This window comes from Pseudodesulfovibrio profundus (genome assembly GCF_900217235.1).
Lineage (GTDB): Bacteria > Desulfobacterota > Desulfovibrionia > Desulfovibrionales > Desulfovibrionaceae > Pseudodesulfovibrio > Pseudodesulfovibrio profundus.
This window is the reverse complement of record NZ_LT907975.1, coordinates 2628364-2652049: the sequence shown is the minus strand read 5'-3', so window position 1 is coordinate 2652049 and position 23686 is coordinate 2628364. Positions and strand designations below refer to the sequence as shown.

General features: G+C 55.9%; 23 protein-coding genes. 3 read left to right on the top strand and 20 right to left on the bottom strand.

The annotated features are described in order from the left end of the window. Positions 1 to 8 precede the first annotated feature (8 nt). The 5 genes from DPRO_RS12485 to DPRO_RS12465 form a co-directional block, all read right to left on the bottom strand. A complete protein-coding gene (locus DPRO_RS12485) occupies positions 9 to 458 on the bottom strand; it encodes a cytochrome c family protein (RefSeq protein WP_407681387.1) in 450 nt (149 codons plus the stop codon). Between the two features lie 180 nt (positions 459 to 638). Beyond that, the gene (locus DPRO_RS12480) at positions 639 to 3635 is read right to left on the bottom strand and encodes an AIR synthase-related protein (RefSeq protein WP_097012341.1); all 2997 of its coding nucleotides are present in this window, start codon (positions 3633 to 3635) and stop codon (positions 639 to 641) included. Between the two features lie 63 nt (positions 3636 to 3698). Then, positions 3699 to 4667 (bottom strand): polyprenyl synthetase family protein, encoded by a 969-nt coding sequence (locus tag DPRO_RS12475; protein WP_097012340.1) that lies wholly within the window; start codon positions 4665 to 4667, stop codon positions 3699 to 3701. Positions 4668 to 4709: 42 nt separating this feature from the next. Beyond that, positions 4710 to 5408 carry a futalosine hydrolase gene (gene mqnB / locus DPRO_RS12470; RefSeq protein ID WP_097012339.1) on the bottom strand — a complete coding sequence of 233 codons (699 nt, stop codon included), beginning with the start codon at positions 5406 to 5408 and terminating at the stop codon, positions 4710 to 4712. Between the two features lie 5 nt (positions 5409 to 5413). Continuing rightward, the gene (locus tag DPRO_RS12465; protein ID WP_407681412.1) at positions 5414 to 6730 is read right to left on the bottom strand and encodes a nucleotide sugar dehydrogenase; all 1317 of its coding nucleotides are present in this window, start codon (positions 6728 to 6730) and stop codon (positions 5414 to 5416) included. Positions 6731 to 6797: 67 nt separating this feature from the next. Here DPRO_RS12465 and DPRO_RS12460 point away from each other — a divergent pair, with 67 nt between their 5' ends. After that, positions 6798 to 7004 (top strand): DUF2065 domain-containing protein, encoded by a 207-nt coding sequence (locus DPRO_RS12460; protein ID WP_097012337.1) that lies wholly within the window; start codon positions 6798 to 6800, stop codon positions 7002 to 7004. A 59-nt stretch (positions 7005 to 7063) separates the two neighbouring features. Here the strand turns inward: DPRO_RS12460 and DPRO_RS12455 are convergent, their stop codons facing one another. The 3 genes from DPRO_RS12455 to DPRO_RS12445 form a co-directional block, all read right to left on the bottom strand. Further along, positions 7064 to 7825 carry a ubiquinone/menaquinone biosynthesis methyltransferase gene (locus DPRO_RS12455; protein ID WP_097012336.1) on the bottom strand — a complete coding sequence of 254 codons (762 nt, stop codon included), beginning with the start codon at positions 7823 to 7825 and terminating at the stop codon, positions 7064 to 7066. Then, positions 7826 to 8032 (bottom strand): hypothetical protein, encoded by a 207-nt coding sequence (locus DPRO_RS12450; RefSeq protein ID WP_097012335.1) that lies wholly within the window; start codon positions 8030 to 8032, stop codon positions 7826 to 7828. Between the two features lie 222 nt (positions 8033 to 8254). Further along, the gene (locus DPRO_RS12445; RefSeq protein ID WP_097012334.1) at positions 8255 to 9751 is read right to left on the bottom strand and encodes a sensor domain-containing diguanylate cyclase; all 1497 of its coding nucleotides are present in this window, start codon (positions 9749 to 9751) and stop codon (positions 8255 to 8257) included. A gap of 82 nt (positions 9752 to 9833) precedes the next feature. On the opposite strand from DPRO_RS12445, the gene DPRO_RS12440 reads away from it, so the two are divergent. Both DPRO_RS12440 and DPRO_RS12435 read left to right on the top strand, forming a co-directional pair. Next, positions 9834 to 10346: a CreA family protein gene (locus tag DPRO_RS12440; RefSeq protein WP_097013743.1), complete on the top strand. Its 513-nt coding sequence runs from the start codon at positions 9834 to 9836 to the stop codon at positions 10344 to 10346. A gap of 11 nt (positions 10347 to 10357) precedes the next feature. Beyond that, entirely contained in the window at positions 10358 to 10600 is a 243-nt protein-coding gene (locus DPRO_RS12435) for a Nif11-like leader peptide family natural product precursor (protein ID WP_097012333.1), read from the top strand. A 130-nt stretch (positions 10601 to 10730) separates the two neighbouring features. Here the strand turns inward: DPRO_RS12435 and DPRO_RS12430 are convergent, their stop codons facing one another. The 12 genes from DPRO_RS12430 to bioB form a co-directional block, all read right to left on the bottom strand. Beyond that, the gene (locus tag DPRO_RS12430) at positions 10731 to 11651 is read right to left on the bottom strand and encodes a hypothetical protein (RefSeq protein ID WP_097012332.1); all 921 of its coding nucleotides are present in this window, start codon (positions 11649 to 11651) and stop codon (positions 10731 to 10733) included. Between the two features lie 107 nt (positions 11652 to 11758). Next, positions 11759 to 14305, bottom strand: coding sequence for a preprotein translocase subunit SecA (gene secA, locus DPRO_RS12425; protein ID WP_097012331.1), 2547 nt, complete (start codon positions 14303 to 14305; stop codon positions 11759 to 11761). A gap of 17 nt (positions 14306 to 14322) precedes the next feature. Further along, complete coding sequence (locus DPRO_RS12420) at positions 14323 to 15108, bottom strand: hypothetical protein (protein ID WP_097012330.1); 786 nt, start codon at positions 15106 to 15108, stop codon at positions 14323 to 14325. 82 nt (positions 15109 to 15190) lie between these two features. Then, positions 15191 to 15988, bottom strand: a complete 798-nt coding sequence (locus tag DPRO_RS12415) for a hypothetical protein (RefSeq protein ID WP_097012329.1) — start codon at positions 15986 to 15988, stop codon at positions 15191 to 15193. 52 nt (positions 15989 to 16040) lie between these two features. Then, entirely contained in the window at positions 16041 to 17165 is a 1125-nt protein-coding gene (locus DPRO_RS12410) for a (Fe-S)-binding protein (RefSeq protein ID WP_097012328.1), read from the bottom strand. A 49-nt stretch (positions 17166 to 17214) separates the two neighbouring features. Then, positions 17215 to 18606, bottom strand: a complete 1392-nt coding sequence (locus DPRO_RS12405; RefSeq protein ID WP_097012327.1) for an FAD-binding oxidoreductase — start codon at positions 18604 to 18606, stop codon at positions 17215 to 17217. Between the two features lie 84 nt (positions 18607 to 18690). Then, positions 18691 to 19170 (bottom strand): SsrA-binding protein SmpB, encoded by a 480-nt coding sequence (smpB, locus tag DPRO_RS12400; protein WP_097012326.1) that lies wholly within the window; start codon positions 19168 to 19170, stop codon positions 18691 to 18693. A 17-nt stretch (positions 19171 to 19187) separates the two neighbouring features. Next, positions 19188 to 20972 (bottom strand): phosphoenolpyruvate--protein phosphotransferase, encoded by a 1785-nt coding sequence (gene ptsP, locus DPRO_RS12395; RefSeq protein ID WP_097012325.1) that lies wholly within the window; start codon positions 20970 to 20972, stop codon positions 19188 to 19190. A 4-nt stretch (positions 20973 to 20976) separates the two neighbouring features. Then, positions 20977 to 21276 (bottom strand): HPr family phosphocarrier protein, encoded by a 300-nt coding sequence (locus DPRO_RS12390; RefSeq protein ID WP_097012324.1) that lies wholly within the window; start codon positions 21274 to 21276, stop codon positions 20977 to 20979. A gap of 50 nt (positions 21277 to 21326) precedes the next feature. Next, positions 21327 to 22106 carry a PTS system mannose/fructose/sorbose family transporter subunit IID gene (locus DPRO_RS12385; protein WP_232005579.1) on the bottom strand — a complete coding sequence of 260 codons (780 nt, stop codon included), beginning with the start codon at positions 22104 to 22106 and terminating at the stop codon, positions 21327 to 21329. 16 nt (positions 22107 to 22122) lie between these two features. Then, positions 22123 to 22674 (bottom strand): biotin transporter BioY, encoded by a 552-nt coding sequence (locus tag DPRO_RS12380; protein ID WP_097012323.1) that lies wholly within the window; start codon positions 22672 to 22674, stop codon positions 22123 to 22125. Between the two features lie 18 nt (positions 22675 to 22692). After that, positions 22693 to 23667 (bottom strand): biotin synthase BioB, encoded by a 975-nt coding sequence (bioB, locus tag DPRO_RS12375; protein ID WP_097012322.1) that lies wholly within the window; start codon positions 23665 to 23667, stop codon positions 22693 to 22695. Positions 23668 to 23686 lie beyond the last annotated feature (19 nt).

Sequence of the window (23686 nt, the reverse complement as noted above, 5' to 3'; positions counted from 1 at the left end):
TCGTCCCCTTAGTGTGCGCCGCCGAACAGGAGCGGTTTGAAATCAAATGCAGCAACACGGTCAGGGTTGTGACACCCCTCGCAGTCAGAAATTTCCAGCTTGCCCTTGATCAGGTCAGGATCACCACCGGATTCGACATGGTCATACCCCGGGCCATGGCATGTCTCGCAACCAGCTTCGGCCATCTGCGGAGTTTCTTCAAAGCTGACAAACCCTCCCGGCTTACCGAATCCGGTCATGTGACATTCGTAACACTCTTCCAATTCCTGCTTTGTCAGGTCGCCCTGCATCAGCTTGACGGATTCTCCAGAGTGAGCCTTTTTAGAATGTTTCTTGAAATTCTCATACTCCTGATCATGACAGTCCATACAGGAATCGGAGCCAAGGTATTGCCCTGACTCCGCTTTACTCATGGATGCCATTCCAACGGCGGCAAAAAAGGCCGCCACGAATAGCACGAGACAGCCTTTTGACCAATTCGATAGAACCAACATGTACCAACCCCCATAACGTGCCTATAGTGATGAGGCAGCCATCCCTTGCATGACCACCTACTGCAACTGTTATTGTCGCTATAGATGGTTTTTCCAACAAGGTAAAGGGGGGTCAGGCTTTGTTAACGACCTGAAACCACTGATTTACCAGTCAAGCGTTGCCTTGAACGCTCCAGCAAGGGCTTCCACATGCTCCTCAATTACTATTCTATCGTCCGATTTGACGATAAGTTTAGAGGAATCAGTAACTTCTCCTACTCGAGCAAAAGCCTGACCTGCAAAGGCCGCTTCAAACTCGGCCTGCTTGGCCGCAGGCACTGTCACCACAAGGCGGCTGGCGGATTCTGCGTAGAGAAGCCCCGTGTCATCCATCTCGCCGTTAACCGGCAGATTGGACAGATTGACTTCGGCACCCATACGGCCGCCGATGCACATTTCGGCCAGAGCCACGGCAAACCCACCGTCCGAGCAGTCATGGGCGGCATTGACCAGCCCGGCCTGCGTTACGTCGAACATGGTTTCATACCGTTTCTTGGCAGACAGCAGATCAACCTGAGGCACGGCGCTGCTGGAGAAACCGAGCTGTCCGGCGATTTCACTGCCGCCGAACTCGGGACGGGTCAATCCGAGGATGTAGATGCCATCACCCGCCTGCTTGAAGTCGGAGGTCAGGCATTTGTTCACATCGGGAATAACGGAAATAACCGAGAACAATACGGTCGGCGGAATGGAAATCTTGTGCCCACCGCCCTTGTAATCATTCTTCATGGAATCCTTACCGGATACGCACGGCACACCGAACCCGAGGCAGTAGTGAGCAAGGGCCTGGTTGGCACGCACCAACTGAGCAAGCTTGTAATGGCCGTCAGGGGTGGATTCAGACTGGACCGGATCGCACCAGCAGAAGTTGTCGCAACCGGCCATGTAGTTGACATTACCGCCAACGGCAACGGCGTTACGGATACCTTCATCAATGGCGTTGGCCATCATCCAGTAGGTGTCGATATCGGAATATTCAGGGCAGATACCGTGTGAGATAACCAGTCCCTGCTCCGATTCGAGCTGCGGACGGACAACACCGGCATCAGACGGGCCATCGGCCTTGACGCCGACCATGGGCTTGACGACGCTGCCGCCCTGCACTTCATGATCGTACTGGCGAACCACATACTCTTTGGAGCAGATGTTCAGTCGGCCCAGCATGTCCTTGAGCAGTCCGGCCTGATCTTCCACGGCAGGGATCGGCTCATCAGCAATCTCGGGACGTTCCCAGATGGCGTCGAGTTCCATCTGCGGTACGCCCTCATGCAGGAATTCCATGTCGAGACAGGTGACGATCTTGTCGCCATACTTCACAAAATATTTACAGGAGTCGGTGAAATGACCGAGTACGGTGGATTCCACATCCATCTCAGCCGAAAGCGCCATGAAGCGATCCAGCTTTTCCGGCGGCACGGCCATGGTCATGCGTTCCTGTGCTTCGGAGATGAGAATCTCCCACGGGCGCAGTCCATCATACTTGAGTGGCGCTTTGGCGAGGTCCATCTCGAACCCACCGGAATCTTCAGCCATTTCGCCTACGGAGGAGGACAATCCACCGGCACCGTTATCGGTGATGGCGTTGTACAGGCCGAGGTCACGGGCACGCATCAGGAAATCGTACATCTTGCGCTGGGTGATGGGGTCACCGATCTGTACTGCGGTAGCCGGAGACTCTTCGTGCAACTCTTCGGAAGAGAACGTCGCGCCGTGGATACCGTCCGCGCCGATACGACCACCGGACATGACAATGCAGTCACCGGGCAAGGCGCATTTTTCATGGGACGGGCGACCTGCCACTTCCACCGGCATGGTGCCGATGGTGCCGCAGTAGACCAGCGGCTTGCCGAGGTAACGCTCGTCAAAGACGATGGAACCGTTGACCGTGGGAATACCGGACTTGTTGCCGCCATGCTCGACGCCTTCGCGCACGCCTTCAAAGACGCGGCGCGGATGCAGCAGGCGAGGGGGCAGTTCCCCTTCGTGGAACGGGGAAGCAAAGCAGAACACATCGGTGTTACACAACAGGTTGGCACCGATACCGGTACCCATGGGGTCACGGTTGACGCCGACAATACCGGTGAGTGCTCCGCCGTAGGGGTCCAGAGCCGAAGGCGAGTTGTGGGTCTCCATTTTCACACAGACATTGATTGTCTCGGAAAAGGCGATGACGCCCGCATTATCCTTGAACACGGAGAGGCAGTAGTCGCCACCGTCGCGTTCAACGGCATTGCGCTCGCGAATCTGCTTGGTGGAACCCTGAATAAACGTCTTGTAGAGGGAGGAAATCTCGCTTCTGGTGCCGGTTTCGCGGTTCTCGTAGTTGATTTTTGCAGAGAAAATCTTGTGTTTGCAGTGCTCGGACCATGTCTGGGCCAGCACTTCGATTTCCGCGTCGGTCGGATCAGCGGGCAAGCCGAGGGATTCGCGCTCGCTCTTGACCTTGGGATCGAGGTAGTAATCGCGGATATCGTGCAGCTCGCGCAGGGAGAGAGCCAGCGTATTGGCGCGGGAAAAGGCCATCATTTCTTCATCGGACATGGTGGAAAGCGGGATGATCGCGACTTCATCAGACGCCTTGCCCGTGACGCGCGCGGCCTTGGCTTCAAAGCCGGGAGACTTGGTCCATGTGTCGGAAGACTTGTACTCGTAGCGCTGGATCAACTCGTTGGCGAGCAGGTCCTTGGCTACGTGTTGAATGGCGGCTTCGTCCATATCGGCGGTGATCAGGTACTGCTTGGAAGTGTAGACCTTGACGGTTTCAAGCGCTTCCTTGCTCAGACCAAGGACAACACCCAGGGTCTCGCGGGCGGTACGGCCTTCGTTATCCGTCACGCCGGGACGGAATCCGACCTCGATGATCCAGTCGAAGTCTCTGGCCAGCGGTGCCAGGGATACTTCATGCAGGACCGGGTCATGCAACGCAGCTCGTTCCAGGGCAAGGTCGACCTGCTCCTGCTCAAGCCCTTCCAGCGTATAGACATTGACGATGCGCACCTCGCGCACATCCATGCCCAGTTCACTCTTGATCTTGCGGCCGAACTTTTCGCCAACAACATCACGTACGCCTTCTTTCAAACCGACAACAACACGGCACAGCATGTTCTTCTCTCCTCTCGATATAAATGCAGAAGGCCGGTCTCCTCTGATGGGACCGGCCTGAAATTACTTGGTTCTGGTCAGCACAAAGTCCGCAGCCTGTTTGAGCACTTCCACCTCCTCGCCAGGGGTGAAACCGTCCAGACATCGTTTGGCCTTTTCCACATACATGGCGGCCTCTTCTCGCGTCTTTTCGGAGTAGCGCCCTTCCTTGACCCGCCCGAGAATGGCCTCAAAGCGTTCTTCTTCGAGATCGGTGGTCTTCAGCGCATCCAGCAACTCACGGCTCTCGGCCTCGTTACTGTCTTCCATGAGCAAAATAAGCGGCAACGTCACCTTGCCTTCCTTGAGATCGCCACCTTCTGGCTTGCCGGTCTCCGAAGTCGGGGACGCGTAATCAAGCGCATCGTCAACGAGCTGGAAGGCAATACCGAGGTTCAGGCCATACTCACCGGCGAGGTCTTCCTCTTCCGGCGTTGCTCCGGCCAGGGCAGCACCACAACGGCAGGCGCACTCGATGAGTCGTGCTGTCTTGCCGATAATGATCTCCATGTACCGCTCCCGATCCAACTCGGGATTCTTGGAAAACTGGATTTCCTCGATCTCACCGACCGCTGTCTCCATGATGCCTTTGGCCAGGAGCCACGAAAGACGGGCATTGCCGTAGCGAGCACCCATTTCGTTGGCCAGGGCCAGCAGCGCATCACCGGCAAGGATGGTCTCAGTCCGTCCGAACTTGAGGTGCGATGCTTCCTTGCCCCGGCGCAGTTCTGCGTCGTCGAGATAGTCATCGTGAAGCAGTGTGGCAGAATGGAGCAGCTCCAGAGAGCAGGCGATGGCGTGGTAGTCATCCTTCTCATACCCGTGGGCACGAGCGAACAACAAGGTGAGCATGGGGCGGATTCGTTTCCCCCCCGAACCGATTATATGCTTGGCAACTTCCTTGACGAGACCATTGAGCTGATCTGCCTCAGTCTCAAGAAAGTCGTTAATCGCGGGAAGTTCCCTACTGAAATAGCGAAGTAGTTCGTTCATATCCGTAAAGTATGTCAGGTTGCGGCCCGGTAGTAAAGCTTTCTACCGGCCGGAAAAAAGGAACTTCGCGCATTGTCCCAACGCAGCGAACGCCCCAGGCAAATCCCAGTCTTCCGCGTACCGAGACCCAACCAGATTGGATACGGTTCGCAATTCGAGAAACGGCAGCCCGACCTGCTTGGCAGCAAAAGCCAGGGCATATCCTTCCATATTTTCCACATCGCCGTTGCAGGCCATCTTCAGCCAACCGGCCCGCTCTGGCGTTCCGGTCACAGAGTTGACCGACACCCCGGCAGCCCGCGCCCAGCGATCATGCAGGGTAAGGCCCATGGTCTCGGCATCGTGCACAGGGAACAGCTTGACCCGGTCCCAGACGGGTTTTCCATCGATTTCACCTTGGGGGAAACCGATGGCCTTGGAATCCACCCGGCCATCCTCCTGGAGCAGACCGTATTCGGGCCATGCCTCCTGCCAGAGGTAGGTGGTGGTCCCCAAGGGAAATTCTTCCACATCATAGGCACCAGCAATACCGAAGTTGACGACACCGGTCACATCCCCGCGCTCCATCAACCGGCCCATGAGCAGCGCAGCATTGAGCAGCCCGACGCCACACACGGCAAGCAGCACAACCCGTTCCCCAAGTTTGAATGAAACGATATCCCCCTGCCCGAGGGAGGGAGCCCCGGCATGGCCGAGGGCGCTTTTCATTTCCTTGGCAGTGGCTGTGACGACGGCTATCATCGGCCTTACAGTCTCCAAAGATCGATGGCTGCTTCCTGCAGACTGGCTCGATCGAAAAAGCCTTTGACGTCGATGATCAACGCGCCTTCCGGCTTGTCGAACATTGCCTTGAGATCATCCGGGGTGAGCTGCTTGTACTCTTCATGGGGAACAGCCAGAATCAGTGCATCCAGTCCTTTCATGTCTTCCATGGAGCACAGTTCCAGTCCCAGTTCTTCGCGGGCTTCCGCCGGATCAGCCATGGCATCGTGAACTACCGTTTCCACGCCGTAGTCTTCCAGCTCGACCAGAATATCCACAACGCGGGTATTACGGATATCAGGCACGTTCTCTTTGAACGTCACGCCCAGCACGCCGACACGGGCGCCGCGAATCTTGTGATCGTTGCGGATCATCCGCTTGACCGTGGACTCAGCAATGAATTTGCCCATGCCGTCGTTGATCTCGCGACCGGCGAGAATGACATGGGGATGGAATCCTTCGGCCTCGGCCTTGAAGGTGAGATAGTAGGGATCAACGCCGATGCAGTGACCGCCGACCAGCCCCGGTCGAAACGGCAGGAAATTCCACTTGGTACCGGCTGCTTCAAGTACGTCCAGCGTATCGATGCCCATCCGGTCGAAAATCATGGCCAGTTCATTCATGAGCGCGATGTTCAGATCACGCTGGGTGTTCTCGATGACTTTGGCAGCCTCGGCGGTACGGATGTCCGCAGCGAGATGGGTCCCGGCTTCGATGATGGTGTCGTACATTTCCTGAAGCAACACGCCGGACGCCTCATCCTGGCCTGCCACCACTTTGACGATGGTCTCCAGACGGTGGACCTTGTCGCCGGGATTGATACGCTCGGGAGAATACCCGACCCAGAAATCCTGTCCGCATTTCAGGCCGGACCGTTCTTCAAGGATGGGAACGCAAATTTCTTCTGTCAGGCCGGGGAAAACCGTCGACTCGTACACGACGACACTGCCCGGTTGCAGGTGGGTACCAACGGATGTGCTGGCGCCGGTGACCGGGCGCAGATCGGGATAGCGGTATTCGTCGATGGGGGTCGGGACGGCCACGATGACCATTCTCGCCTTGGCAAGATCGGCCAGATCAGCGGAAAACTGTAAATCGACATCGTCGCCCACGGTTGTGAAGTCGACTTCGCCGGTCCGATCAAACCGGTCGTTCAGTTCATCAACACGCTTTTGCGAAACATCAACGCCGAGCACCTTGAAATGCCGCCCAAGAGCGACTGCCAGAGGCAAGCCGACATACCCCAGTCCAACGACGGCGATGATGTCTTCCTTGTTTCGTAACTGCTCGATGGTGACCATGCTCATTTTACACTCTCCGTAGGTTTCCGGGTGGACAGTCGCCCGGTTCCCAGCTATCTAATCCGTTATGAATATTGATTGGTCTCTGCTCTTCGCTGCCCTTGGTCTGGCACTCGTTTTTGAAGGCATTCCCTATTTTCTGTTTGCCGAACGTATGCCGCTCATCCTTGTTAAACTTGCCGAACAACCGCCCAAGTTTCTCCGTTTCACCGGACTGGCGGCCATCATTCTCGGCCTGCTGATCATCTCGTTCGGACGCTCGCTAATGTCCTGAGGCAGCGACTTGCCGCCCGATGCAGTCCAAGCAAGGTACGCGGCCTGGCGGTTATTACCTCAGTCCTGATCGAACGCATGCGGCTTTTCGCCGACATGCAGATAGACGATGCCCGACATCATGGGCACGTGGTATACGCGCTCAAAACCGGCATCCACCATCTCCTGCGCCAGTGCGCGTTCATCAGGGAACGTCTTGATCGTTTCGGCAAGGTATCGATACGCTCCCGGATCTCCCGAGATTCGGTCGCCAATGAACGGCAACAGCGTATCGAGATAAAAATTGTACAGCCCCTTCCAGACACGCTTGGAACCCGTGCCGAACTCCAGAATGCACAAACGCGCACCCGGTTTGAGCACGCGGTAAAATTCCTTGTACGCATCTTCGCGGGGGAGGATGTTGCGAATACCGAAAGCGATGGTGGCCGCGCCCATACATTCGTCAGGCAACGGCAGATTGCGCCCATCGGCCTGTACCGGATAGATTTTCTCTTCCCGGCCATTCTTCAGCTTGCGATCGCGGCCCGTTTCCAGCATCGGCAGGGCGAAATCCAGTGCAGCCACGCGGCACTCCGGATACTGACGCAACAACTCCACAGAGACATCCATGGTACCTGCAGCCAGGTCCAATACGGTCTCACCGGGTTTGGGTCGGGCGGCCTTTGCCAGCCTGTATCGCCAGTAGATATCCTGACACCCGGACAGGGCGTGATTCAGGAAATCGTACCATCCAGCAATCCGTCCGAACATGGCGGCCACACGTTCACCGTGTTCCGCATGCGTCGAAGCTCCGGTGGCGGAATTGCACTCACGCTTGACCATCTAAGCGTCCTTGTCGGTTTCTTTCTGGGCCAGCTCTTCCTCACGCGACCCGTCCCCGGCGGTCTCGCCGGTCATGGTTCGCATGATGTCCTTGTAGATCACATCGAAATTCTGCCCGAAATTGCTCGGGGAAATACGACCGACCTCAATGAACTTGATCACCACTTCCTTGGCGACCTGGAGGGCTTGCTTTTGATATTTGTCCATAGGCTACCTCGCTTGTAAGAAACGGAAAAAACCGCCCGGTGGGAAATGGCCTTGACCAACATAGTCAGGGTAGCCGGGCGGATAAAAAGAGAGAAACCGGGCAGCCCCCCTCTTTTTTGCGGATTCACTATCACGATGGGTCGCGGTAGTCGAGTCATTTAGCAATGCGACCCCCGCAGTCCATGCGTGCATGCCGGCCAACACGCGTGTTGCCAATTCTACTTAAAATCCACCTTCAATATACTGGGGATCAGCCGTGGAGACCAGACAGTTTCTGCCGGACTTCTTGGCGGAATACAGCGCCTTGTCCGCGCTCTGCATCACCTCTTCCGTGGAGGCGTAATTGCTGCAGCACAACGCCACTCCCACACTGACGGTCATGAAAACGCGCCTCCCCTCGGTGGAATACGGTTTGGAAACCACATACCGGCGGATTCGTTCGCCGATATTTCGAGCCGTTTTGAGCATGACATCAGGCAGCAGAATGGCGAATTCATCCCCACCCAGCCGCGCTATGACATCCTGACTCCGCAAGATGGACCCGCAGATTTCGGTAAAATACCACAGGACATTGTCCCCGACCGTATGCCCGAATTTATCGTTCAGCCCCTTGAAGTAATCAATATCCACAAGGAGCAAAGCGAAGGAAGAATTGTTCTGTCTTGCCTCTTCGAAGTGATGCTGAAACAACCGCTCGAATTCCCGACGATTGGTGACACCGGTCAGCGGATCGGTTGACGCTTCGGCCAGGAGTCGTGCTTCATCCTCTTTGCGCGCCGTGATATCCACAGCAATACCGGCCAACTGTTCGGGCTGCCCCTTGCTGTCCTTGCGAAGATTTCCGATGAACTCCATCCAGCGAGCCTCGCCGCAGTCGGAATAAACCCGCACATCCTGCCGAAGTCCTTCTTCTCTGCCCTCCACATAATCCCGAACCGCTTTTATGAACGGACGGCGGTCATTGGGATGAATCATGCGCAAGGCTTCATGCAGGGAGAGCAGGATGCCATCCATGGGCATGGGAACGGAGTGAATCAGCTCCTGCGAACACCACACCTGCCCGGAGTTGAAGTCATAGGACCATGCATGGCTGTCGGTTATTTCCTTGAGAATGCTGAACTGCTTGCGCTTGGCCGACAAACGATCCGTCAGCACGGCATTGGAAATGAGATACCCGGCCGTCCTGAGCAGTGAAATTTCCTCGTCCGACCAATCATAGTCCCGCTCGCAGTCGTCAAAACCCAGCGTTCCCCACCAGGCCCCTTCGACCATGACCGGGAGCGTCAGCATGGATTTAATGTTCTGCCCGACCAGATAGTCGCGCAGCCATCCATCGCTGAGTTGTTCGGTGACCACCTTCTGCCATCCGCCCTGCTTCCTGCTCTGGACCATATCGCGGTATTCCGGCTGGTCGATGGAGGTGGTGAACATGTTGAACATGGACATACCGATCTGTTTGTATTTTGGATCGGAAGCCCACTCAAACGTATAATTCTGTGTAATATGTGACGAAGTCAGCTTGACTGTCTGGAAAATCCAAACCCGGCTCACGCCTGTTGCCCGACCCAACGACTCCAACAATGAATTGACGCCGCCAGGCCAGCCAAGGCCGGACGCCAGTTCTTCTGCGCTGCGAGCGATGGCAGAGAGGATACCGGCATGCGTACCTACCCCGTAATCGACTCCCAACACATCACATTTTCCTGTTTCCAAACCCATATATAAAACCCTTGGATGTGCAGCTTCATTATCAAATGGCGAACTATTGCCATTTTTCCTGCACCTTGCTAAATACTTCAGAATGATATCACTAGATTATTTCCATAACAAACGCCGAAATTCCTTCGCCCGTTTGATGCGTGTCGTGGTCATGGCATTGCTCCTTTGCGGAGTCATGCCTTCACCGGTCGCCTCCGAAGTCATCGGCACGGTGGACACGGTGTTTCACATGTTCAGCCGAGATGATGACATCGTCGTGGAAGCGTTCGACGATCCGGAAGTCCCCGGAATAACCTGCTACCTCAGCCGCGCACGAAAAGGCGGCGTCAAAGGCATGATAGGTGTAGCCGAAGACCCATCCGACGCTTCCATCGAATGTGTACAAACCGGACCTATTGAAATACCTGATGATGTCAAAAGCGGCAAGAGGGATGGCAAACGAGTTTTCCGAAAAGGCACATCTCTTATTTTCAAATCCATGCAGGTGGTTCGTTTCTATGACAAAGAACGGGAGACCCTGATTTACATGGTTTACAGTGATCGGGTTGTGGAAGGCTCTCCCAAGAACAGTATCACGGTCGTCAAGATCAAGTAGCCGGAGACAGGATGAGCAAAGAAGAAGTATCCCGCCTGGTGGATGACGTCATGTCCAACCCTGCCATGCTTGCCGAGGCCATGCAGTTGGCATCCCGGGAAGACATGGAATCATTCATCACCGCCAAAGGATATGATCTGACAAAGGACGAAATGGGTGATGTGTGGGAAATGGCGTCCAAGGTCATGGCCGGACACGCCCAACCCATGAGCGAAACGCAAAAACTCATCAAAGAAGTCAAAGACAAGGCATAGTATTTTACATCCCGGGATTGTCCCGTGGATATCTGAAAGGAAGCGGACGCCACTCCTCCCGGCCTCGCTTCCTTTCCTTTTGCAGCCAACCAGTGCAATCCCTCAGATGAAGAAGGATTGGGGGTTTACATCAGAATCGACACTGAAAACGGAAGGTACCGCCCAGCGCATTCTCCAATTCCTGCGTGGATCGTAACGCACCAGCAGAATTGTATAATCGGTACTCTCGAACGTAGTAGTATTCAGGGCCGGCAAAGATAGAAACGTTGGGGTTGGGGGTGTACTCAAAGTACGCACCGATCCGAGACTGGCGCAGCCCAAGATATCCTTTACGAAATACCGGGCTGTCAGCGTCCAGCCGATAGGTTTTATCGGCACCGATGAGAGCGATGCTGAAGCCGATATTGCTCGACCCCGTACTCTCAAAAGGAAGCAGGCCCATATTCTTGAGGGTTCGGCGCAGCGTTTTCTGGGAGACAGCCAGGGCCATCCCCATTTCCACATCGCCGAACAAATCTTCATTGAGCGCACTCAGTGCTGTGGTCCGAAGGGTTGCACCGACCATCCACCCGTCCCAGAAATCATAGGCGATACCGCCGTCAAAGCCGACACCCACAGCTCCGGGGAACATGTTCTCAAAGGATGAAGAGACCTTTCCATTCACCCAGTATCGCCACTTGTCATCCAGGGTTTCGTTCAGCAACTGGGCCTTGAGTGTCAGGTCGTGCAGGGATGACCACGGCGGACGCTCCCCGGAAGAGAACGGGATGACACCGGTTCGCTCCCATTCGAAACGGGACACACCGTAAGCCGCATTGATAATCCCATAATCCACTGCCAACTCAGCACGAGTGACCTCCACCCGCCCAAGGCCATGGCTGAACTCCGCATCGCCGACATGATTCAACGTTGTCGTGATTTGCAGTTTTTTCGACGTGCTGACCGAAGGGGTCAGCATGAACCCCGGCGTGGATTGAAACTCCGGCTCAGCCGCCCGAACCGGGGCGACCAAGAGAAGGAAGAAAGCGGTAACGATCAGAAGGTGACGCATAACACATCTTTAATGCCAACAACCGAATCTGGCAACTCTCCCCAGAAACAAAAACGGCCTGCCGCTTGAAAGCGACAGGCCGTGAATGATTTTACGTCAGATGCGGGCTATGCGCCACAGCATTTCTTGTACTTCTTGCCCGACCCGCAGGGGCACGGAGCATTTCGGGAGACCTTGGGAGCAGCACGCTTGACGGTCTGCGGCTTCTTATCCTTTTCGGACTCATGATCAGTGTATTCCAGTTCGTCGGATTGTTCGTGCTGGAATTCCTCATCCTTGACCTCGGCCTCGATGCGCAGATGGGAGAAGGCGCGCATGGCGTTTTCCTTGATGGTGTACACCAGCTCGGAGAACAGCTCGAATCCTTCACGCTTGTACTCCTGCTTAGGATCCTTCTGGCCGTAGCCGCGCAGGCCGATACCATCGCGCAGATGATCCATGTTCAGCAGGTGTTCCTTCCAGTTGCGATCCAGGGAATCGAGCAGGAAGTACCGGAGAATCTCCTGATAATGGTCACCGGTGGAAGTCCGCAGGTAGGCGAAAATATCGTCCACCCACCCTTCGGCCATTTCCATGGTCGGGAGCTTTTCTTCATGCCATGCATCGAAACGCTCGAAGTTGAATACTTCTTCCAGTCGGGCGCGGACAGACTCGACGGTCTCGTCGTCGGCATCCTTCATGGTCAGCGCCGGAGCCAGTGTTTCCTCGAGCAGGTCCGAGGCATAACTACGGGCGACATCTTCCACATCACCCGCTTCCATCAACTCGCGACGCAGGGTGTAGATGACTTCACGCTGCTGGTTCATGACATCGTCATATTCCAGCAACTGCTTACGAATTTCAAAGTGGTGGGCTTCAACACGGGTCTGGGATTTTTCGATGGCATTGGAGACCATTTTGTTCTCGATGGCCATGCCGTCTTCCAGACCGAGCTTATTCATGATGCCCTGCAAACGGTCGGAACCGAACAGACGCATCAGGTCGTCATCGAGTGCCAGGTAGAAACGGGAGGAACCCGGATCGCCCTGACGACCGGAACGACCGCGCAACTGGTTGTCGATGCGTCGGGATTCGTGACGCTCGGTGCCGATGATATGCAGACCGCCAAGTTCGCGCACGCCTTCGCCGAGTTTGATGTCGGTACCACGACCGGCCATGTTGGTGGCGATGGTGACCTTTTTCTTGTGACCGGCTTCGGCCACGATCTCGGCTTCGCGCTCATGCTGCTTGGCGTTGAGCACGTTGTGCGGAACTTTGTGCTTCTTGAGCAGATGGGACAGGAGTTCGGATTTCTCAATGGAAACCGTACCCACCAGTGTGGGCTGGCCCCGATGATAGCAATCGGCGATATCTTCGGCGATGGCGATGTATTTCTGTTCCTGCGTCTTGTAGATGGCGTCGGGGTGATCCTTGCGGATCATTTCCCGGTGTGTCGGGATGACGATGACTTCAAGATTGTAAATCTGGTTGAATTCCACGGATTCGGTGTCCGCGGTACCGGTCATACCCGCCAACTTGTCGTACATGCGGAAATAGTTCTGGAAGGTGATGGATGCGAGCGTCTGGTTTTCCGCTTCGACCTTCACGTTTTCCTTGGCTTCGATGGCCTGGTGCAGACCGTCGGAAAGACGGCGACCCGGCATCAGGCGGCCGGTGAATTCATCGACCAGCACCACCTGATTGTCCTTGACGATGTACTCGACATCCTTCTGGAAGCAATGGTGGGCCTTGAGGGCCTGAAGCACGTGGTGCTGCAGGGAAATGTGCTGCGGATCAAACAGGTTGTCCACTTCAAGCATCTTTTCGACTTTCTCGACACCGGCATCGGTGAGCGTGGCGGACTTGGTCTTCTCGTCGAGCACGAAATCGCCGTCAGGTACGGCGTCCTTGTCTTCGGGATCAATGGGCGTCGATTTGACCAGGCTGGGGATGATGGAGTCCACGCGACGATACAGACCGGAGGATTTCTCTCCCGGCCCGGAAATGATCAGCGGAGTACGGGCTTCATCGATCAGGATGGAGTCGACCTCATCAACGATGGCGAAATTCAGGGGACGCTGAACCAGCTGTTCCTTGTAGAATTTCATGTTGTCGCGGAGGTAGTCGAAGCCGAATTCGTTGTTGGTACCGTAGGTGATATCAGCCCGGTACGCTTCCTGGCGTTCCTTGTCGCTGATACCGTGCACGATCACACCAAGAGACAGGCCAAGGAAGGAATAGAGTTGATTCATCCACTCGGCGTCACGGCTGGCGAGGTAATCGTTGACCGTGATGACGTGCACGCCCTTGCCGGACAGTGCATTGAGCACCACGGGCAGGGTTGCCACGAGGGTCTTACCTTCACCGGTCTTCATCTCGGCGATCTTGCCCTGATGCAGAACATAGCCACCGATGAGCTGTACATCGAAGTGACGCATGGGCGGATCAAAGACACGCTTGCCTGCTTCGCGGACCAGTGCGAAACACTCGGGCAAGAGGTCGTCCAGCGTCTTGCTGCCGGACTGCACCTGCTCTTTCCACTCAGCTATGATCCGGGAAAAATCTTCGTCTGCAAGGGCTTCCATTTTCGGTTCCAGCTCATTGATCTGGGCGATAATGGGGTTAAGTTTCTTGAGATATCGGTCGTTCTTCGAACCGAAAAGGAACTTGAGCATTCGTACTCCTACATTTATTAGTCACTCTCACCGCTTTGTTTTTCCGCATCGGCGAGGAGGGCTTCATATATGACGCAAGCCCCGCTTGAAAGTAACAGTGCGCCCAACGTCAAAACAAACGTGCGCGCGATTATCGGCAATAGAGGTATCCCCGGCCCGAGGCTGGGATTCAGCCAGTCGCCCCCGTATACGGCGGCGCCAATCCAAGGGATAAGCACGGGAGCGCTCAGAAGCAAGAGGCAGGACGCGATTTGCCGCGTCTTTCCTCGCGTGAGCAGCATGGAATGCACCAGCGGCTCCCGCTCCGCACCCGCCAGGAATGGATACACCAAAATCAGCCGGACATAAACCAGCAGAAAAACGACCACCCCGCCAATGACGACCACCGGGTAAAGCGCCCCCAGCGAAGGGCCCAGAACAAACCCGATGAGGGCGGGAACAGCCTGCGTCGACACAAACAGGCCAACGGCAAATAGCATGGATAACAGGTAATAGTACACCGATGCCTTCAGCAGTTTGACAAAGAGATTCTCCCGTGACCACGCAAAAGACTGACGAACAGTCAGCAATCGGTGATGCAACAGGGCGATGAGCGGGCCACCGACCAACGCTTCGGGCATGAGCAGCCAAATTTTGTCGAAGGGATCAAATGTGTACAATCCCGGAAAGAGCGCCCGCGACAATCCGGTGGCGAGATAGAGCAGCGCGAGACCGCAAACCACAGGCAAGACCATCTGCCATTGCGCTTTCAGGCGGCGCAATGTTTCGTAGGCTATGTCAGGCGTGGAAAAGGGTGTGGTCATCAGGCTCCCGGCACATATTCGCGTTGGGCTGTGGATACCACAATCCGTTGTCGGGGCAAAGTCAAACCGTGGGTTGTCACCATCACGACACGTTTCGGTCTGGCTGCACTCCATCGTCTTCCAATCTGCCTTTGGCAAGCTCGTTGTAGAAGACGGCGGCCACCACCCAGAAAAACACGACATGCAAGGTGAGGTAAGGCACAACTGTCAACAACACGACTTCCCACGCCCACACAGGCAAAAACGCTGTCACTGCCCCGGATATTTCGCGGGTTACCGAGCAGACAAGGACCAGCGTGAACAGCTCCCCCTGCTTTGTCCCGGTCAAACGCCATGACTGCTTAAAAGAGATGGGTACTCCTGTAACGATACCCCAGAAGACCATCCCCAGTCGGGCCTGAAACCAATATACAAGGACCACGGATGTGAAAAACGCTCCATGGAAGATATGCGGCTCCAGCCATGGCTGCCTGAGCAAGTCACCGGCTTCAATGATTCCGAAGGCGATCCACGGCAAAATATAATTTGCGACAAAAAAGATGGTTAGTGCGTAAGGAAATGCTTTTTTGATCAGACGAGGCAGTGTTCGATAACTGGTTGATGGCCTCTTTTCAAATACCCTAAGAGCAGTCAGCAATACTGCCAGAAACACCACGAGGTGGAGGAAACTGATCAGGAAGGAAACCGTCCAGCTGGTCGCATAGAGCGCCACGCCGGTCATATTCTGGTACGGGAAAGGCGAATGGAGTTTCCTGACACCAAAGAGAACGACAACCAGCAATATCCACTGGGCCGGTGCCGCCCGGAGCAGCTCCACTGTTCCGACCAGCACCTGCATGACGTTGTTTTGTATGGATTGTAGCGTGTCGGCTTTGCTCATCCGTCCTGCGATATCCGATTGAAATAATAGTCTCTGAATGGCCGCGCTAGATTCATGGCTCACCTATCAACTCTAGCCAATGTCCGGCCCTCTTGCCCTCGGGTGCCGAGGAAGCGAGCCGCGCAGCACAGGCGGCGCATCCGGTCACGATCACATCCGCTTCGCCAAACGAATCCCAGCATTGGGTATTGACCTGTGAGCAGATATCCGGGGCTGCCAAGTGCATCACGCCACCAAATCCGCAACACTGTTCTTCACCGGAAACCACCAGCCGGGAACCGAGAGCTGCCCGCATGAGCACACCATCGGCGTCTGCTTTACCTACATGGCAGGGACGATGGTAGCCAAACCGAACACTATCGTCAATCGATATAGAAAACTCTATTTCACGCACAAGCTCGGACAATGGATGCTGTGCGGCGACCCACTCCTCCTGCTCCGCTTTGTCATTACATGGATAGGCTCGCAGTGCGGCACGGCAGGAGGTGCAGAACGTCACCACATCAGGCTTCCCTGCGCTTCGCCACACATTAATATTGTGTTCCTGCATTGATGCGGCCTGGTCAGCAAATCCTGCACTTTTGAGGCTCCCCCCACAGCATTTGAAATCGCCGGGAATTACTTCCATACCCAACCCATCGAGCAATCGGAGCGCAGCCATGAGCCAACGCCCCTGAACGTAATTGGCCGTGCATCCGGCAAACAGGAGCACTTTTTTCCCCTTATATGAATTGGGGAAGGAAGTTGGAATAAACGCAGGACGCAGACCGGATTCTCCCTTGAGTCCGGCAAGCATTTTGAGGAAGGGGCCGAACCGCTCGGGTTTGAGCGAATCAGGCAGGTGGTTGGCGGCAGAAGAACTGGCCGACCACAATGCAGCGGCATTGGTGAGCCATGTCTTCCAGAGCCATCCCTTGAAACCGGGATGTTCACTGCGAAGAGCCGCCACCAACCCCGGGACATCCACTCCCTGAGAACAGACGCTGGTACAGCGACGACAGCCGAGACACATGGACGCCAACTCTCCGGCATCCTTTTCGGAAAGGGGAATATGTCCTTCGTCGAGCAGTCGGCACAGGTCCGCCTTGGCCCGTGGCCCCAACTCTTCACGATTGGTGGTTTTGATGAGCGGGCAAACGGACAAACATTTGCCGCAGAGGATGCAATTTCCAGACATGGTGGCACTCATATCCCGCAAACACCGCGCTGGCAACGGTGGCGGATTGCTACCACCCCTTGCCGGGGTTCATTATTGCATGCGGGTCAAATGACGCCTTGATGGAAGCCATCAGTTCCATCTCAAGGGCGGTCAACTGTTTCGGCACGAAAGACGCCTTGGTCAGTCCGGTGCCATGCTCCCCGGAAATGGTGCCGCCGAGATCGACCGCGAGTCGGAAAATTTCATTTTTGGCTTTGTGGGCCGCCTCGACTTCGGAAGGGATGTCGCCGTCATGCATGATATTAACGTGGATATTGCCGTCACCCAGGTGCCCGAAACAGAGCACGGTCAGGCCATGGTTTCCACCGATAGCATGGGCGCGCTCAACAGCCGTGGCCACCTGACTGCGCGGCACGGAAATGTCTTCGGCAATCTTGGTCGGCTTGATGCGGAACGCTGCGGGCGAAATGCCCCGGCGCACGCTCCAGATGCGCTCCTCCTCGGCACCTCGCCCCATCTCCATGGAGACCGGATTGACCGATTTGAGCGCAGCCGACAGTTGACGGACCTCGGCAGCCACGCCTTCCTCCGTGCCTTCGAGCTTGAACAGCAAAGCCGCCTCAGCCGACGCCGCCAGTGGGATGTCTCCACCCGCCTCGCGCACTGCCTGCAACGTGATCCTGTCCATGAATTCGCAGGCCGCCGGAAGAACACCGCTCTGGAACACCGCCCTTGCTCCTTCCAGCGAGGAATGCAAATTGCTGAATCCCGCCAGCAGTGAAATGGACGCCTCGGGCATGGGAATGAGTTTGACGATGACCTCGGTGATGATGCCCAGCTTGCCGTTGGAGCCGACAAACAGCCGTGTCAGGTCCAGCCCGACCACGTCCTTGTGGGACCGGCCACCAGTGCGCAGGACGCGACCGCCCGGCAACACGGACTCCAGTCCCAATACCCAGTCGCGGGTCACGCCGTACTTCACGGCCTTGAGTCCACCGGCACAAGTGGACACGTTGCCGCCGATGGAGGAAATTTTCACGCTGGCCGGATCTGGCGGATAGTAGAGATTATGCCTCGCACATTCTGCCTGTAATTCCGAGGTGATGACACCGGGTTGCGTCACAGCAACCGAGTCGACCGGGTCCACTTCAAGCACCGAATCCATCTTCAGTACGGAAACAACCACCCCGCCCAGTGACGGGACTGCATTGCCGACCCGCCCTGTCCCGCGAGCACGGGTGTAGATGGGCATCCGTTCGGTATCTGCCCACCGCAGCAGCTCTTCGATCTGTTCGCGACCTTTCGGACGAACCACAGCCCACGGCATGGCCCGCTCCAGACTGGCATCCGCAGAAAACGGGGCCATCCCTTCCGGTGTGAGGATACAATCCTCGCCAGGGAAGAGATCAGCCAAAAAGCGCTTATGGGCCGAAGTCAGTTGTTTCGGATATTTGGACATGTAACGAAGCTACGGGGCGCAGCATCCCCCTGTCAATGGGAACAGGCCATCAATAACGGGGAGGCGCTGAGTAACGCGCCCCTGCTATTTGTACGACGCCAACTGGCGCTGGGTGTCGCGCTGGATATCCCGATCCTTGAGGTCCTGCTTCTTGGAGTGGACATTCTTGCCTCGACCAAGGCCGATCTGGACCTTCACCTTGCCCCGCGAAAAATACATCTTCATGGGCACAACGGTCAGACCACGCTGGTCCACCTTGGACTGAAGTACATCAATCTCATGCTTGTGCAGCAGCAGGCGGCGGCGACGCTCGGGATCATGCTGGTCGTACTGGCCGGTCTGCTCATAGGGAGCGATATGCACGCCTACGAGAAAGGCAGAGCCATCGTGAAAGGACACATACCCATCCTTGAAGGAAACGTGCCCCCCGCGCAGGGATTTGACTTCGGTCCCGAGTAGAGAGATGCCGGCTTCAAAGGTTTCGAGAATCTCATACAGGCGTCGAGCCTGTTTGTTCGTACCAATGGTATTGGGCGATGCTTTCTTATTCTTTTTCTTGGCCATTTGTATTGGTGAGCGCTTTAGGACGGCGCTTCGTCGTTTTCGAGAAGGGAAGTGAAAAAGGTCACTTCATCCGGGAAATTTTTGAAAATGTTATCCATCACCAGATTATTGATGCGGCTGACCGTCCGACACTCCAGCACATTTCGCAATAACTTTCGGCAATCATGCATGTTGGTCTGCCGAATAATGCGCTTGATGCCCGGGATCGCCTGCGGGGTGAGCGATATGGAATCAATGCCCATGCCCAGCAAAATGGGAACACAAAACGGGTCCGAGGCAACTTCACCGCACAGGGAGACTTCTATGCCCGCCTGATGCGCAGCGTCAACCACGAGCTTGATGGTTCGCAGTGTCGCGGGGTGCAACGGCTGGTACAGATACGACACATGATGGTTGGTGCGATCCACCCCGATGGAGTACTGGATGAGATCGTTGGTACCTATGGAGAAAAAGTCCACCTCATGAGCCAGGTATTCGGCAATCATCACGGCGGCGGGCAGCTCGATCATGATACCGATGGGCATCTCGGGATCATATTCCACGCCTTCGCGCCGCAGTTCGGCCTTGGCCTGAGCGAGCCACGCCTTGGCCTGTCGCACTTCCTTGACGCCCGAGATCATCGGGAACATCAGCGAAACATTGCCGTAGGCCGATGCTCGCAAAATGGCGCGCAACTGCGTCTTGAACAACTGAGGATTCTTCAGGCAGAAACGGATGGCACGCAAGCCCATGGCCGGGTTTGTCTCGTTGAGTTCGCCGTAGGACGTGATGAACTTATCCGCTCCCAGGTCAAGGGTACGGAAAACCACCTTCTTGGGCGACATGATGGAGGCAAGGTCGATGTACTTTTCAGCCAATTCCTCTTCGCTCGGCAACTCGGTCCGATTCAGGTAGGCGTACTCGGTCCGGTACAGTCCAACCCCTTCGCCACCGTTGTCGATGACGGTCGCCACCTCTTCCACCAGCTCGATATTGGCCAGAACCTGAACGCGGGAGCCGTCAAAGGTCTCGGCCGGAAGCTGGCACTGGCGTTTGATCTTGCGGGTATAGTCCTCAAAAAACGCAGCGCGCTCGTTGTAGTCCTCAAGCTCTGCCTCATTGGGATTGACCACGATCTTTCCGGCCAACCCGTCAACCACAACGAGGTCGCCGTCATTGATGTGATCCTCGAGCTTGTCCACCCCCACAAGGGCAGGGATTGCCAGCGAGCGGGCCATGATACCGGTATGCGAGGTCTTGCCGCCGCAAACCGTGGCGAATCCCATGATCTTGTCGACCTGCAACTCCACCGTATCGGCGGGGGACAGGTCATGGGCCATGATGATCGCCCTGCCAGACAGCGCCTCAAGGTCGACCTCCTGGCCGATGAGCTTGACCAGCACCTTGTCAGCAACAACGCGAACATCCTGCATTCGCTCCCGAATGTAGGGATCATCAATGGCACGGAACGCGGTTTCCTGTTCGGAAACAGCTTTTTCGAGAGCCCATGCCGCATTCAGGCCGAGGTTCTTGATGAACGACTCAGCAGTGCCTGACAGCTTGGGGTCCTTGAGCATGATGATATGCGTATCAATGAGCAGACCATAGTCCTTCAGCTCGGACGGAACCTGCTCACGCACAGCGGACAATTCGGACTCGACTGCGGAAAACGCAGCATGAAGACGCTCGATCTCATCGGGAACGAGGTTCGCGGCAACCGTTTGCCTGGGCAGATTCGCCCTGTGATTTCGATTGACGAAAAAGGCCTTGCCGATGGCAATGCCCGTAGCAACCGATATACCTGTAAGAACCTTGTCCGCCATGGGATTATCCGTTGAATTTATTTTTGAACAACGCTTCCAGGGAATCGGCAGCCGCTGCTGCATCACTTCCCGAAGCCCGAATCATCAATCGATCACCCGGACCGGCAGCGAGTGTCAGGACATCAAGGATGGACTTGGCATCCACCTCATGGTCCTCGTGCACTATATGTATATTCGCCTCGAACGACTGGGCATGCTGGGCCAGCTTACCGGCCGGACGCGCATGCAGTCCGTTTTCATTGGCGACAACGACCTGACGGGTAACCAAATTCCCGTCATCCGCTGTTTGATCATCAACCATCATTCTTCGTACTCTTTACCTTTACAGCCCTTCAACCTTCACAAGGTAACAGGCTATAGCATATTTCGCAGCCATTGTTCCACCACCGGGAAAAAATCCGTGGCTCCAACGAAAACCGCAGCAGTCACGACGCGCCCTACCAGCCCTGTTCGCACAAACTGCGCAAAGAGCATGAGCATTCCCAGTCCGATGCACCATTTCCACCAAACAATGGGATGGGGCCAGATAAGCACCCACAACCAGACGAGCATGGCCGCATTGACATATTTGATGCGTCGTCCCCAGTTGATCAGGTCCCATCGCTTGAGACGCTCCAGACATTTGAAGCCCTGGCGCACGCCGCAAACGAACGTATACGCACGAAACGCCTGCAATCCCACAAAAAAAAGCACACCTATTCCGAAAGCCAGCCCGAACAACTCCATGAGCAGCAAACAGATGGTGAGCAATACCCAGAAAATCAACAGGCTCCCGGCAAAGACCGAATCGCCGATGGCCGACAAGGTATAGGCCGTAGTGTCCTTGACCTTAGCAAACATCTTGGGCGGGAAGCGCCCCGCTGCAATGGCCGACTCCACATTGAGATATATGCCCACCAGACACGGCATCCAGAACGGGTGGGACTGGTAGTGGCTTACATACCGCTTCTGGGCTTCCTTCAGGTCCTTTCCCTTCTCGTGGATGACACCGAGGCCGGGTTGCATGGCGTATGTCAGCCCGATATTCTGCATGCCCCTCGTATTGAAACCGGCACCCGACATATAACAGCGAATGAAGCTGCGAACATAGGCCATGGTCTGGCTGTCGGGCGGGAATTTCGGAGTGGGAGGCATGACCGTTCTACTCGTTTTATCGCTGACCGGGCAACAGGTTGTACTTGGTAAGATAGCGACAGCAAAGCAGGGCTATGCCTACCTTGAGGCCATCCCAGGGGATAAACGGCACGACACCGACCATCCATGCCTTGTACCAGTCAAAAGACAAGGTGAACTTGAGCCAGGTGGAACCAACGGCATACAGGATCAACAGTGCGGCAGAACCACATGCCAACCCTTTGGACCACGTGATGAGTCGCTCTTCACTGCGAGCAAGCCCACAGACAAAGGCCGCCACGAGAAATCCGAAAAGATAGCCACCTGTGGGGCCGAACAAATGCCCTAGTCCGGACTTACCACCGGCAAACACCGGCAATCCGATGGTCCCGGCAAGCAAGTACAGGGCAACGGCCATGGCTCCCCGTTTGGGGCCGAGTACAAAACCGGCCAGAAAGACGAAAAAGGGCTGCATGGAGACCGGAACAGGGCCGATGGGCACTATGAGGAAAGCCCCGGCTCCGACTGTAGCGGCCATCAATGCCACCCAGACCATCTGATGCAGGTCGGTCAGTGAATTATTACTCATGTTGTTGTCCACTATAACTTAATCGCCCTCGGGGACAAGCCCTGCCGCTTCAATTTGTTGCAGATCCGATGTGGTTTCATTGCCACTTGTGGTCAGGTAGTCGCCGATCATCAGACCGCTGGCGCCGGATTCGAGCAACTCCCCTTTTCGCTCTTCGCCGAAAACAGTGGGTCGCCCGCCGCAAATGCGCAGCGCTCGATCCGGCAGCAGAAAACGATAGATTGCAACGATGCGCAACGCTTCCTCCGGTGTCAGCACCGGCTGATTCTCCAACGGGGTCCCCGGAATGGGGTTAAGGAAATTCATGGGAACCGAAGGGACTCCCAGCTTCGCCAGCAGCAATGCCAACTCCACGCGATCGTCCCAGCTTTCGCCTATGCCAAAGATGCCCCCGGAACAAACGTATAACCCCGCATCAAGTCCGGACTGCACAGCCCGTACGTCGTCTTCGTAGGCGTGGGTGGTGCACATCTTCGGGAAAAAGGACGCGGAGGTCTCCAGATTGTGATGGTATCCCTGCAATCCGGCCTGCTTCAAAGCCCGAAGTTGATCAGCCTCAAGTATGCCGGGGGAAATATCCGGTACAATGCCGATTGCAACGAGACCGCGAATCGCCTCCACATACCCTGCCATGTCGGCATTCCCAACGACCTTGCCGCTGGATACCACGCCAAAACGGGTAGCGCCTTCGGCCCGGGCCTTTTTGCCACCCTCCACAATCTGTTCGGGAGGGAGCAATGGGTACTCAGGACTTTCGCCCCCGTGATGACCGGACTGAGCGCAAAAGGAGCAGTTCTCGGAACAGGTGCCGGATTTGGCATTGATGATGGCGCACAGGCTCACCTTGTTACCGAAGTGCGCCCGACGCAAACCATGGGCACAGGCGAGCAGCTCGGGCAATCTCTCGTCCGGCAACTCGATCAGATACCGAATCTCGCCGTCGGAAGGACGATGTCCGTCCAGCACTTTGGTGTATAGGGATTGCAGGCTCATCGTGTATTGATTCTCATGG